General features: G+C 74.1%; 10 protein-coding genes. 4 read left to right on the top strand and 6 right to left on the bottom strand.

Translation table 11 applies throughout. The features are described from left to right. Positions 1–171 precede the first annotated feature (171 nt). From AXF14_RS04310 to AXF14_RS04300, 3 genes are all read right to left on the bottom strand, one after another. Entirely contained in the window at positions 172–3,189 is a 3,018-nt protein-coding gene (locus AXF14_RS04310; RefSeq protein WP_084355346.1) for a heavy metal translocating P-type ATPase, read from the bottom strand. Positions 3,190–3,372: 183 nt separating this feature from the next. Continuing rightward, entirely contained in the window at positions 3,373–3,636 is a 264-nt protein-coding gene (locus AXF14_RS04305; protein ID WP_067941134.1) for a heavy-metal-associated domain-containing protein, read from the bottom strand. A 102-nt stretch (positions 3,637–3,738) separates the two neighbouring features. Continuing rightward, positions 3,739–4,020, bottom strand: a complete 282-nt coding sequence (locus AXF14_RS04300) for a metal-sensitive transcriptional regulator (RefSeq protein ID WP_067941132.1) — start codon at positions 4,018–4,020, stop codon at positions 3,739–3,741. A gap of 310 nt (positions 4,021–4,330) precedes the next feature. On the opposite strand from AXF14_RS04300, the gene AXF14_RS04295 reads away from it, so the two are divergent. Next, positions 4,331–5,140, top strand: a complete 810-nt coding sequence (locus tag AXF14_RS04295) for a hypothetical protein (RefSeq protein ID WP_067941130.1) — start codon at positions 4,331–4,333, stop codon at positions 5,138–5,140. A 111-nt stretch (positions 5,141–5,251) separates the two neighbouring features. Here the strand turns inward: AXF14_RS04295 and purB are convergent, their stop codons facing one another. After that, complete coding sequence (gene purB, locus AXF14_RS04290; RefSeq protein ID WP_067941128.1) at positions 5,252–6,697, bottom strand: adenylosuccinate lyase; 1,446 nt, start codon at positions 6,695–6,697, stop codon at positions 5,252–5,254. 314 nt (positions 6,698–7,011) lie between these two features. Then, positions 7,012–8,334: a C1 family peptidase gene (locus tag AXF14_RS04285; protein WP_067941126.1), complete on the bottom strand. Its 1,323-nt coding sequence runs from the start codon at positions 8,332–8,334 to the stop codon at positions 7,012–7,014. Between the two features lie 207 nt (positions 8,335–8,541). On the opposite strand from AXF14_RS04285, the gene AXF14_RS04280 reads away from it, so the two are divergent. After that, complete coding sequence (locus tag AXF14_RS04280) at positions 8,542–9,168, top strand: class I SAM-dependent methyltransferase (RefSeq protein ID WP_067941124.1); 627 nt, start codon at positions 8,542–8,544, stop codon at positions 9,166–9,168. Between the two features lie 121 nt (positions 9,169–9,289). Here AXF14_RS04280 and AXF14_RS04275 read toward each other — a convergent pair whose 3' ends face one another. After that, entirely contained in the window at positions 9,290–10,429 is a 1,140-nt protein-coding gene (locus AXF14_RS04275; protein WP_067941122.1) for an alpha/beta hydrolase, read from the bottom strand. 87 nt (positions 10,430–10,516) lie between these two features. On the opposite strand from AXF14_RS04275, the gene AXF14_RS04270 reads away from it, so the two are divergent. Next, on the top strand, positions 10,517–11,251 hold the full coding sequence (locus tag AXF14_RS04270; RefSeq protein ID WP_067941120.1) for an ABC transporter ATP-binding protein: 735 nt from the start codon (positions 10,517–10,519) through the stop codon (positions 11,249–11,251). After that, positions 11,248–13,086 carry a hypothetical protein gene (locus tag AXF14_RS04265; protein WP_150118417.1) on the top strand — a complete coding sequence of 613 codons (1,839 nt, stop codon included), beginning with the start codon at positions 11,248–11,250 and terminating at the stop codon, positions 13,084–13,086. Before AXF14_RS04270 ends, AXF14_RS04265 begins: the two co-directional genes overlap by 4 nt. Positions 13,087–13,211 lie beyond the last annotated feature (125 nt).

Below are 13,211 nucleotides of genomic sequence, written 5' to 3'. Positions count from 1 at the left end.
GTTCCGCTGCCCGGCGGGGCGCGGTGAGGAGGGGTGAGGTGAGGCGGGGTGAGGTGCGGCTCGGGCGGCTCCAGCGCACAGAGGCAGACATCCTCGGCACAGGACGACGCCGACGGCGTCGTCCTGTGCCGAGGATGTCTGCCTCTGTGAGGGGCTCGAGCCGGCGAGGGCTCAGCCGGCGCGGCGCAGGCGCAGGGAGTTCGTCACCACGATGACGCTCGAGCAGGCCATCGCGCCGCCCGCGATCATCGGGTTGAGCAGGCCCAGCGCCGCCAGCGGGATGCCGAGCACGTTGTAGATGAAGGCCCAGAACAGGTTCTGCTTGATGATCCGCAGCGTCTGGCGGCTGATCCGGATCGCGGTCACCGCCGCGTCCAGGTCCGCTCGCACCAGGGTGATGTCCGCGGCCTCGATCGCCACGTCCGTGCCCGAGCCCATCGCGAAGCCGAGGCCCTGCGTGCCGGCCTGCGCCAGGGCCGCGGCGTCGTTGACGCCGTCGCCGACCATGCCGACGTCGTGCCCCTGCGACTGCAGCTCGGTGACGACGTCGCGCTTGTCCCCCGGGAGGACCTCCGCGCGCACGTCCTGCGCGGGGATGCCGACCTCGTCCGCGACGTGCTGGGCGGCGCGGGCGTTGTCGCCGGTGAGCAGGACCGGGCGGATGCCCATCTCCCGCAGCTGCCCGATCGCGGCCTTGGAGGACTCGCGGACCGTGTCCCGCACGGCGAGCACGGCGGTGGCGGCGCCGTCGACGGCCAGGACGACGGCGGTCGCGCCGGTCACCTGGGCGTCGTCGACGGCGGTGGTGATCGCGTCGGGGACGCTCACGCCCTGCTCGGCGAGCCAGGTCGGGCGGCCGACGGCGACCTCGTGCACGGTGCCGTCCAGCTCGACCCGGCCGGACACCCCCCGGCCCTCGTGGTTCGAGAAGTCCGCGACCTGCGGGAGCTCACCCACGTTGTCGCGCGCCGACACCGCGATGGCCTGCGCCACCGGGTGCTCACTGGCGTGCTCCACGGCTCCGGCGAGAGCGAGTGCGGTCGCCGTCGGTCCACTGAGGACGGGGTTGGGAGCCTCGTCGAAGGCGTGGTGGGCCTGGCGGGAGCGATCCGAGGAACGAGGATCGCGGATGGTAGCCGAGGCGGGGCTCCCGACCCCGGCCGCCTCCACGACCGCGACGTCGTGCTCGACGTCGAGGCTCATGCGGCCCTCGGTGATCGTGCCCGTCTTGTCCAGGACGATCGTGTCCAGGGCGCGCGTCGACTCCAGGACCTCGGGGCCCTTGATGACGACGCCGAGCTGCGCCGCACGGCCCGAGCCGACCAGCAGCGCCGTCGGCGTCGCCAGACCCAGCGCGCAGGGGCAGGCGATGACGAGCACCGCGACCCCCGCCATGAAGGCGTGCTGCAGCGGGTGGCCGAGCGCCAGCCATCCGAGGAAGGTGAGGACGGCCAGGCCGATGACCGTCGGGACGAAGACGCCGGAGATCCGGTCCGCGAGGCGCTGGACGGGGGCCTTGCCGGCCTGCGCGGCCGTCACCATCTTGCCGATGCGGGCCAGCGTCGTGCCCTCGCCGACGCGCGTCGCGCGCACCAGCAGGGAGCCGGAGGTGTTGACCGTCGCACCCGTGACCTCGTCCCCCACGGCGACGTCCACCGGCACCGACTCGCCCGTCAGCATCGAGGCGTCCACCGCGGAGCTGCCCTCGATGACGACGCCGTCGGTGGCGATCTTCTCGCCGGGGCGCACGGAGAACAGGTCCCCGGCGCGCAGCTCGTCCACCGGTGCGCGGCGCTCGGAGCGGACCGCGTCGGCGCGCGGGGCGCCCTCGTCGTCCAGGACGTCGACGGCGTCCGTCGAGCCCGACGGCGAGGTGAGCGTCACGACCGTGACCTCCTTGGCGCCCAGCTCGAGCAGGGCGCGCAGCGCGTCGCCGGAGCGGTACTTGGCGCGCGCCTCCGCGAAGCGGCCCGCCAGGAGGAAGGTCGTCACCCAGGCCGCCGACTCGAAGTACATGTGGGCCATGTGGCCCGAGGAGCGCGGCATGAGCTCCATGCTCATGCGCATCCCGAGCTCGCCCGCGCCGCCCCAGATGAGGGCCCACAGGCTCCAGCCCGTCGCCGCGATGACACCCATCGACACGAGCGTGTCCATGGTGAAGGCGCCGTGCTTGATCGCGCCCCACGCCGCCTTGTGGAAGGGCCAGGCGCCCCAGGTCGCCACCGGCAGGGCCATCGCCGCGACCGCCCACTGCCAGCCGTAGAACTGCAGAGCCGGCGCCATGGAGATGACCATGACGGGGACCGACAGGATGAGGCTCACGATGAGGCGGTGCTTGAGGTCGGCGGCGCGGGCGATCTGCGACTCGCCGATGCGGGGGGCGGGCTTGCGGGCCGGGGTCGGGGCCGCTTCGGCCCTGGGGGCCGCGCCTCGGCTACCACCCGCCTCGCTCGTTCCTCGCTCGGCTCCTGCAGCGGACTGCGCCGTGCCCGCCCCGGCCGTACCCGCCACGCCTTCGGTGCGGCCCCCAGGGCCTTCGCTGGAACCGCTGCCGGCCGCAGAGCCCGCGGAGGTGTCAGAGGCGGTCGGGTCCACCAGCACGTCCGCGCCCTCAGGCTGGGAGGTTCCGGTCACCGTCGCGGAGTAGCCGGCGCGGGCGACGGCTCCGAGGAGGTCGTCGTCGGAGACGGAGGCGGGGGCAGTGACTCGGGCCGACTCGGTGGCGAGGTTGACGGAGGCGTCGACGCCGTCGAGCTTGTTGAGCTTCTTCTCCACCCGCGCCACGCAGGACGCGCAGGTCATGCCCTGGACCGACAGGTCGACGACCCGCTCGCCCGTCGCGTCGGCCACGCCGAAGGAGGCGATGTCCGGGACGGACGGGGCAGGAGCCTCCTCGGCTGCGGCGCGCCCCAGCTCTTCGCGGTCGGTGACCTGCGCGGTGTAGCCGGCCCGGGCGACGGCGCCGACGAGCTCGTCGTCGGTGACGTCCCGCGTGAGGGTCACGTGCGCGGACTCGGTGGCGAGGTTGACGGAGGCGTTGACGCCGTCGAGCTTGTTGAGCTTCTTCTCGACGCGCGCGACGCAGGACGCGCAGGTCATGCCGCCGACGGCGAGGTCGACGGTCGCGACCGGGGCGTCGGCGGTGGCGTCGAGCGTGCCGGAGAGGGGGGAGCCGGTGGGCTGGCTCATGGGTGGATCGGACTCCTGGGATCAGGTGCTGCGTTCAGGGGCGGGGCGCCGTCGGCCGTGCCGGTGCGGCGGTCCCCGGGGACGACGACGGGCCGGTCGCGCGCGGTGCGCGTGCGGTCCGGCCCGACGTCGTCGGTGACGTGGTCGTCAGTCGTGCCCGAGGGGTGCTCGGGCGGGGTGCTCTCAGGCGGCGTCGCGCTCGATGGCGTCGACCGTGTAGCTGCCGGCCTCGTCGACGGCCTCGGTGAGCTTCGCGTCGTCGAGGACGACGTCGGAGACGACGGTGGCGACGGACTGGCCGGCCTTGTTGAGGACGACGGAGACGTTCTTGACGCCCTCGAGGGCCTCGAGCTCCTCGGTGACGTGGGCGACGCAGTGGCCGCAGGTCATGCCGGAGATCTTGAGGGTGGTGGTGCGGTCGGTGCCGTCGGCGGTGAAGTCGGCCATGGTGTGCTCCTTGGTTCCTGTGGTGGGTGGTGCTGGGTGCGCCGGCGCGCCGCCGTCGGGGCGGGGCCGGGTGGTCGGTGGGGCGGGCGCTGCCCGGGCCCGTCAGGACCTCACGAGGCGGGCGATCGCGTCCGAGGCCTCGCGGATCTTGGCCTGGCCCTCCTCATCGGAGGACTGGGCTGCGTGGATGACGCAGTGGCTCATGTGGTCCTCGAGGAGGCCGAGGCTGACGGCCTGCAGCGCCTTGGTGGCGGCGGACACCTGCGTGAGGATGTCGATGCAGTAGGTGTCCTCCTCGACCATGCGCTCGATGCCGCGGATCTGGCCCTCGATGCGGCGCAGCCGCTTGAGGTAGTCCTCCTTGGTCCCGGTGTAGCCGGCCATGGGTGCCTCCTGCGTCTCGTGCCGTCCTGACGACTACCAAGGTACCCATGGGGGGTAGGGGTGTCAAGTACCCCTAGGGAGTACTCGGATGGGGGCGGGGCCGAGGACGTGGTCGGTTCTCGCGCTCTCCGGCTGCACCTGAGGCGGCAGGAGTCGGTGCGGTCAGCCGGAATCGGCGGGATCGTGCGGATCCCGTGGGCGCCGTCCGTCGCGCCGGGTTCGCCCGCCTCGCAGAAGCGGCGAGAACTGGCCATGAATCGCGTCGGGACGCGTCGACGACGCCATCGCTCGCCCGTGCGATGCTGGGGCCATGAGCGAGCGCACGCAGTCGCGGCCCGAGTCCGCCCCCGCCGTCGGTGCCGACGACTCCGACTGGGCCCCGCTCGGCTGGACGCCCTCGGACTCCGGCTGGGTCGACGACGCCCCCTTCGGCTCCGTCCTCGGCGACCCCCTCATGGGATCGCCCCTCTTCGACGAGGCCGCCGTCGCCGAGGAGCGCGCGCGACGCATCGCCTCCTACGGCGTGAGCCCGTCCGGCGGCGGCTTCAGCGAGGCCCCGGGCGGCTCCGGCACCGCCCGCGCCGCGGCCGACGACGCCGCCTCCCGCCTGCGCGCCGACATGGAGCGTCAGCAGGCGGCCCTCCGACAGCGCGCCGCCCAGCAGCAGGGCCGGCCCGGGCCCGGCGCACTGGCCCGCCCGGAGACCGGCGCTCCCGCTCAGTCGTACGGCCGGCCGCCGTCGTCGGGCGCGACCTACGGTGCGACCCGGACCCGCCCGCAGAGCGCCTCCTACAGCGCTCGCCGCCGGGCCGTCGAGGAGCAGCGCGCCGAGAGGCTCGCCCGCCAGGCGCAGGCCCGCCCGTCCGCCCAGCGTCCTGGGCGCGACCCCTACGCGGCGCGGACGAGCTCAGCGCAGGCGGCCCGCGCGGCGTCGGCGCCCCGGTCTGGCGACGCCCTCCCGCAGTGGGCTCAGGACGCGCGGCGCAACCGGCCCGGCGGCACCGGTGCGCCGACCGCCCAGGGGACGACCGCGAAGAGCTCGAGCGGTTCCTCCCGGCTCGGCGACGTCGTCGGCTGGATCATCTTCCTCATCGTCCTCATCACCATGTTCAGTCACTGAGGCGGAGGAGCGCCGACGCCGTCGGGCCCCGTCACCGTGGTGGTGACGGGGCCCGACGACGTCGTGCTGGGGCGGTGACGACCAGGGGGCCGGTGTCGACCGCCCGCGAAGTCAGTCCTCCAGGTGCGCGACGAGCTGCTCCGCGATGCCCGTGTACGTGCCCGGGGTCAGCGCGAGGAGTCGCTCCTCGACCTCGGCCGGCATGCCCAGGCCCTTGATGAAGTCGCGCATGGCCTCCGGGGTGACCTTCTTGCCGCGCGTCAGCTCCTTGAGGCGCTCGTAGGGATCCGCCATGCCGGTCGCCCCGGCCACGGAGGCCGCGCGCATCGCCTGCTGGACGGGCTCGCCCAGGACCTCCCACGTGGCGTCGAGGTCCTCGGCGAGGCGGGCCCGGTCGACGTCGAGACCCGCGAGGCCCCGGCGGATGTTGTCGATGGCGAGCAGCGAGTGCCCGAAGGCGACGCCGATGTTGCGCTGCGTCGTGGAGTCCGTGAGGTCGCGCTGCATGCGGGAGGTGACGAGCGTGGCCGCGAGCGTGTCCAGCAGGGAGCAGGAGATCTCGAGGTTCGCCTCGCCGTTCTCGAAGCGGATCGGGTTGACCTTGTGCGGCATCGTCGAGGAGCCGGTCGAACCCTGGGCGGACAGGCGCTGGTGGAAGTAGCCCAGCGAGATGTAGGTCCACACGTCGGTCGCGAGGTTGTGCGCGATCCGGTTGAAGCGCGCGACGTCGGAGTACAGCTCGGCCTGCCAGTCGTGGGACTCGATCTGCGTGGTCAGCGGGTTCCAGGTCAGGCCGAGCACGTCCTCGACGAAGCCCCGGGAGACCTCCTGCCAGTCCGCGCCGGGCACGGAGACGACGTGCGCGCCGTAGGTGCCGGTCGCGCCGTTGATCTTGCCGAGGTACTCGGCACCCTCGACCCGCTTGACCTGGCGACCCAGGCGCCAGGCGAGGACCGCGATCTCCTTGCCGAGCGTGGTGGGCGTCGCGGCCTGGCCGTGGGTGCGCGAGAGCATCGCGGCGTCCGCGTTCTCCTTCGCGATGGCGCTGAGGTCCTCGACGAGGCCGCGGGCGGCCGGCAGCCAGACGGCCTGGACGGCGTCGCGCACGGTGAGCGCGTAGGACAGGTTGTTGACGTCCTCGGAGGTGCAGAAGATGTGGACGATCTCGTGGACCGTGGGCAGGACGGTGGCCCCGCCGTCGGCGCCGGTGACGTCCGCGTCCGCGGCGGCGTCGAGGCGGCGCTTGAGGAGGTACTCGACGGCCTTGACGTCGTGCTTGGTGACGGCCTCGATCTCGGCGAGCTCGGCGATCTCCTCGGCACCGAAGGACTCGACGACGCCGCGCAGGTAGGAGCGCTCGGCGTCGGAGAAGGTGGGGGCGCCGGGCAGGACGCCCTGGTCGGTGAGGTGGATGAGCCACTCGACCTCGACCTTGAGGCGGGCCCGGTTGAGGGCGGCCTCGGACAGGTCGTTGACGAGGGGGGCGGTGACGGAGCGGTAGCGCCCGTCCAGGGGGCCCAGCGCGATGGCGGGGGTGACGGTGGAGAGGTCGACCATGGCGCCGATTGTGCCAGGTGGGGATGAGTGCGGCGCGGGGCGTCCGCCGCTGGTCGCCGAGTGGAGAACTGTCCAGAACTCGCAGCTTTCGGCAGGCGATCCGGCGGGTGCCCGCGCCGTTCCAACGATCCGTCGCCCGTCGCTCGGTGCCGGGGCGTTGAGGTGGCGAGTTCTGGACAGTTCTCCGCACGCCCCGGCGCCCAGGACGACGAACGGCGCCGTCTCCAGAAGGAGACGGCGCCGTCGGGCTCGGCTGGACGCGCGGGGCGGCCCCGGCCTGCCCGGCCGGAGCGTCGGGCTGAGCGGCCCCGGCCTCAGAGCATCGGGTCCCAGTGCGGGAGGATGACCGTCTCGGTCTCCAGCGCCGCGCGGACTTCCTCGGGCAGGCGGTCCTTGCGCACGACGACCTCGTAGACGTACTCCTCGAACCACGAGTCGTTCATCGTGTTGAAGCCCTTCTCCCCGAACTTGTCGCCCCAGGAGTTCTCCACGCGCCAGCGCCGCGGCTGGCCGTCGACGAGGTCCACGCCGGTCAGGCACATGGCGTGCGTGAGCATCGACTCGCGGGACTCCATCCGCTCCGCCTTCGTCATGGACAGGTCGACGCCGTAAAGGCCTTCGTAGTCGTGGAGCGCGGCGTCCCAGATCCCGGCCTCGCGGTCGCGCTGCTTGGCGACGTCGCAGGCGAACCAGACGGGCTCGCCGTCCTGGATGGCGGCCACGGCGGCGGCCTTGAGGACCTCGATGGTCGCGGTGACGTGCTCCTGGGTTGGCTGCTCCACCATGAAGTCGGTGCGGTCGACCCCGTACTTGGTGTTGAGCTCGATGGTGCTGCGCGGGTCGTGGGCGACGACGACGAAGTCCTCCAGCCCGTGCACGTAGCGGTCGCGGAACTCGGCCGGCGTCATCTCCCCGACGCGGTGGAACTCCTTGTCCTTGTCCCGGTACTGGAAGGTGAAGGAGGTCGGCGGCACGCCCAGGTGGATGGCGAGGAGACGGTGCACGTCGGTGAGGGCGGCCTCGCGGGCGGCGGCGACGGCGTCGTCGTCCCCGGCCTCGACGGCGGCGCGGACCTTGAGGCCGGCGCGGCGCAGGACGGTGGCGAGGTGGTCATTCATGGCGCCCGAGCTCGTCGCGGAGTCGGTGTCCGGCATGGCGTACTTGGGGACGATGCCGTACTTGCCGACGAGGAAGGCGACCTCGGGCCAGTAGCCGCCGTCGCCGATCGGCTCGGCGAAGTCGTCGGAGACGTTGCGCTCGTAGATGCCGAGGCCCTCGCGGGCGTCGCGCTCGGCGCGCTCGAGGAAGCCGTTGGCCTTCTCCAGCTTGTCGTAGAAGTAGACGAAGTTCTGGGAGAGCTCGATGGAGTCGACGCCGAGCTCCTTGATGATGCGGGCGCGCAGCATGTTGAGGCCGGCGAAGGCCCAGCAGCGGCCCGAGTGCTTCTGGTCGGTGATCGAGGCGTCGGGGATGAGGTCGGAGACCGAGGTGTCGATGGAGGTGACGACCCGGCGGTCCAGGCTCAGCTTCTCGACGTCGGTGGTGGCGACGGCGTTGCCGGCGACGCGCGCGGCGGTGTCGGACAGGACGGCCGCGTTGCGCTCCGCGGCCCAGGTGGTGCTGATCGGGGTGGTCATGGGGCGAGCGTAGCGTCGGGGTGGGCGAGGTTCGGGGCGGTGTTCCGGGGTCGGCTGTCCACGAGGGCGCCTCAGAGTGCTGGTGCTGGAGGTCTCGCGGAGCCGCCGGAGGTATCGCCGCAGGTCAGGGCGGTGCGCCGCCGGGGCGGTCGGGATCCTCCTCAGTTCTGAGGCGCCCTCGTGGACAGCCCCACTACCCTCGGGACCATGAGCAGCGCGCGGCAGACTGAGTGGGAGCAGCGCTACGCCTCCGTCGACCGCCTCTGGTCCGGCCGCCCCAACGACTGGCTGCCGCAGCTCGCCGCCGACTGGGCTCCCGGCCGCGCCCTCGACCTCGGGTGCGGGGAGGGCGACGACGCCCTCTGGCTCGTGGCCCGCGGCTGGGACGTCACCGGGGTGGACCTCTCCGCCACGGCGATCGGGCGCATGCTCGACGGCGCCCGCGCCGCCGGAGTGGAGGGGCGCGTGCACGGCGTCGTCCTCGACCTCGTGGCCGATCCCCTGCCGGCGGGCCCCTTCGACCTCGTCACCAGCTTCTACGTGCACGGCGGGCCGAGCCCCGAGTCGATCCAGCTGCCCGCGCTCCTGGCCGAGGCGGCGTCGCGCGTCGCGCCGGGCGGTCGGCTGCTCGTCGCCGTTCACTGCGTCAACCCGCCGTGGCACCGCCACTGCGCCCTCACCTACGAGCCGGGCGCGCTGCGCGAGGAGATCGGGGAGGCCGTCGTCGGCTGGGGGACGGTGGTCTGCGAGGAGCGGTGGCGCGACGTCCTCTCCCGTGAGGGGGAGAGTGGGCGCCGCTCCGACGCTGTCCTCTGCCTCCGCCGGCCGGTCTGACCCCTCCGTTCTGCGTGGTCGACCGGCAATGCACCCGTCGACCGCCTGATTTCCAGTATTCCGACGGTCGAGCGGTGCGTTGACGGTCGACCACGGGGTGAGTGCGGGGGCTCCGGCCGCCTCAGCCGACGGGCTCCAGCCCGTGCTGCTCGAGCCACTCCACTGCGCGCAACCGGAAGACCTGCGCCGGCAGGTCCGCCGTGTTCCCGTCGAAGCCGTGGTCGGCCGCGGGCACGACGAGCGCCTCGGTGTCGACCCCGGTCTCCTGGAGCCTCGCCACGAGGTCGAAGGCCCCCTGCGGCGGGACGACGTGATCCTTCTCCGGCACGACGAGCAGCGACGGCGCCGAGTCGGCGCGCACGTGCTCCCCGGGCGTGATCGCCGTGAAGCGCTCCGGGCACTCGGTCGCCGTGCAGCCGGCGAGGAGCGTCTGGCGCTGCCGGGTCACGGCCGCCATGAGCGGGTCGAGCCCGGCCGTCAGCCCTGGGTTCGCGGCCGGGTACTCGACGGCGACGGCGGCGACCTCCGGCATCTCCCCGCCGCAGGCGCCCGTGATCGGCATCGTCGTGCCGAGCAGCAGCGCGAGGTGCCCGCCGGCGGACTCCCCGAGCAGACCGACGGCGGAGGTGTTCGCGCCTCGGGTAGCGGCGTCGTCGGCGATCGTCTGGATGCCGCACTGGAGCTGGGGGACGAGCTGGTCCCAGGTGTGCTCCTCGCTGCTCGCGAGCGTGTACTCGAGGGAGTAGACGAGGTAGCCGCGGTCGGCGAGCCACCGGTTGTGGACCGTGGCCGTGTGACTGCCGCTGTTCCAGGCGCCGCCGTGAATCCACACGAGGACCGGCGCGCCGCCGGGGTTCGCAGGAGTATAGACGGTGGCCGGGAGGGTGCGCCCCCGTGAGTCGGCGCAGCTGATCGTCGCGTCCGGGACGTCGGCGACCTGCGCGACGCCGAGTACGGAGCCGGCGGTCACCTCCGCCCCCTGCTGCTGGGCCCAGGCGACCTGCCGCGCGCCCGCGGTGCCGTAGACGGCGAGGGCGAGGCAGGCGAGGAGCGCCGCGACGGCCCGCGGGACGGTGCGGCGTCGGCGCCAGAGGAGCACTGCCGTCACCAGGAGCGCCGCCGCGGCCAGCGCGACCCAGGCCCAGTAGACGACGGCGACGCCGCCGACGAAGTCCGCGAGCGGGAGCGGGATGAGCTGCCCGAGCGTGAGGAGTCCGAGCAGGGCTGAGGCAGTGATCGTGAGGGCGCTGAGGACTCGCACGGGGCCTCCTGTGATGGGGACGGGCGGTAGGCGCCACCGTAGCGACTCGTGCGCACGGGGCGACGCCGGTCGCGGCAGACTGACGCCATGAGCGTCCCCGCCGCAGCCGCCCCCGCCGTCGAGGTCCGCGGCCTCACCAAGACCTTCGGCCGCGGCCGCCGCGCCGTCCAGGCCCTCGCCGGCCTCGACCTCACCGTCGCCCCCGGAGAGGTCGTCGGCTTCCTCGGCCCCAACGGCGCCGGCAAGACGACGACGATCCGCGCCCTCCTCGGCCTCCTGCGCGCCGACGGCGGCACCGCCCGCGTCCTGGGCCTCGACCCCTGGGACGACGCCGTCGCCCTCCACCGCCGCGTCGCCCACGTCCCCGCTCGGGCGGCCCTGTGGCCGAACCTCACCGGCGCCCAGGCCCTCGACGCCCTCGAGGGACTCCGCGGTCTCTACCAGCACCCCGCCCGCCGCGACGAGGTCATCGAGCGCCTCGACCTCGACCCCTCCCGCAAGGTCCGCAGCTACTCCACCGGCAACCTGCAGAAGGTCGCGCTCGCGGCCGCCTTCAGCGTCGACGTCGACCTCCTCGTCCTCGACGAGCCGACCTCCGGACTCGACCCCCTCATGGAGGAGGTCTTCCGCCAGCTCGTCCGCGAGGCCGCCGGCCGCGGGAGCGCCGTGCTCCTGTCCAGCCACGTCCTGAGCGAGGTGGAGGCGCTCGCCTCCCGCGCGACGATCGTCCTGCACGGCCGGGCGGTCGACGACGTCGCCCTGAGGTCGGGGACGGACCTCGAGTCCGTCTTCCTCGCCCACGCGCGCGAGGGCCTCGCATGAGCGTCGCGGGACAGCGGGGGGTGACCGGGGCCGACGAAGCCGGGCGCGGTCACGCCGGCACGGCTGCCGACGGCGTCGGGGCGGCCGGTCGGTGCGCCGACGCCGCAGCCGGTTCGACGACGGCGCCTGTCCGTCCCGCCGCAGCGCCGGCCCCCGCTCGCCCCGCCCCCGAGCTCACCGACCGCTTCGCCGAGCTCCTCGCCGCCGCCTCGCTCGCCCGCGCGATCCTGCGCCGTGAGGCCCGCGGGCTCGCCGTCTGGGCGGCCGGCCTCGGCCTGCTCGCCTGGTACTCCTGCGTCGCCCTGCGCGACACCTACTCCACCGCCACCCTGCGCGCCGCCGCGGCCGCCCTCGAGCGCACCCCCGGCGTCGCCGCCTTCACCGGCCCCGGCCTCGGGATGGAGGCCGCCGCCTCGGGGGACCCGGCCACCGCCCCTGTGGTCTCCGCGATCGTCGCCAACGAGGTCCTCCTCTACGTGGCACTCGGCGCCGCGGTCCTCGCGATCCTCACCGTCATCCGGCACACCCGTGCCACCGAGGAGACCGGCCAGGCCGAGCTCGTCCGCGCGGGCGCCCTGCGACGCGGCGGGGAGGGCGCCGTCGTCCTCCTCGTCCTCGACATGGAGCTCACCGCCGTCGGCATCGCCGTCCTCGTCGGGCTGATCCTCGGCGGGATGAGCGTCGGCGGCTCCTTCCTCTTCGCGGGCGCGGCGGTCGGCGTCGGCGCCGTCATGGGCACGACCACTCTCCTCCTCGCCCAGCTCGCCCCGTCCGCGCGCGCCGCCCGGGGCCTGGCGCTCCTCGCCCTGCTCGCCGCCTTCGAGACGCGTGCCCTCGGCGACGTCCTGCGCGTCTCCGACCGCCCCGGCGGCTGGATCTCCCTGCTCTCCCCGATCGGCTGGGCGCAGGCGACCGGCCCGTGGACCGTGGACCGCTGGTGGTGGCTGCTCGTGCCCGTCGTGGTCGCCGACGTCGTCGGGCTCGTCGCGCTGCGCCTGTCCGTCCGCCGCGAGATCGGCGTCCCGTCCTTCCCGCTGCCCGAGGCCCCAGGCGCCGACCGCCCCGGCCCGCGCGGCCACCTCGCCCTCGCCCTGCGGACCCGCGGCGCGGCGCTGGCCTGGTGGGTGGTCGCGGGCGTCGTCGTCGGGCTCCTGTACGGCAGCCTTACGGGCTCGGTGCAGGACACGCTCGGCCGGATGCTCGAGCAGTCCCCGTACCTCCAGGCCTTCCTCGGCGGGCGCCTCACCCCGCGCTCCTTCCTCGACACCGTGCTCCTGTACGTGGTGCTCCTGGCCGCGGCGGCCGGCGTCGGGCTCGTGCTCTCCGTCTGGCGCGAGGAGCGGGGCGGGCGGGCCGACGTCGTCGTGGCGGCACCGCGGTCCCGCGCGACCCGGCTGGTCGACGGCGTCGTGGTCGCGGCCGGCGGCAGCCTCGCCGTGCTGGTGGCCGGGGGCGCCTGCCTCGGGGTGACCGGCGCGGCGACCGCCGGCGACTGGGCCCTCGCCCGTGACGCCCTGCTCGCCGCCGTCGGCGCCTGGCCCGCCTGCCTCGTGCTCATCGGGGCGGCGGCGCTGCTCATCGGGGTCGGCCGGTCGGCCGGCGCGGTGGGGTGGTCGCTGTACGCGGCGGCGGCCTGCGTGGCGGCGCTCGCCGGCGCCCTCGACCTGCCCCAGTGGGTGCGGGACCTGTCCCCGCTCACGCACTCGCCGCGGGTCCTTGCTCTCGGTCTCGGTGCCGACGGCGTCTCCTGGACGGGCGCGGCGGTCATGCTCGTGCTCGCCGTGGTGCTGGCCGGCGCGGGGGCGTGGCTCGTGGGGCGCCGCGACCTGCGCTGAGCACCTGGTCCCGCCCCGTTCACGCTGGTCGACCGGCAATGCATCCGTCGACCGTCTGATTTCTGGAAATTCGGCGGTCGAGCAGTGCGTTGACGGTCGACCGCGCGAGGGATGCGCCAGACCGC

Source organism: Actinomyces radicidentis, assembly GCF_001553565.1.
GTDB classification, from domain to species: Bacteria; Actinomycetota; Actinomycetes; order Actinomycetales; family Actinomycetaceae; genus Actinomyces; species Actinomyces radicidentis.
This window is presented reverse-complemented; position numbering and strand designations above follow the sequence as displayed.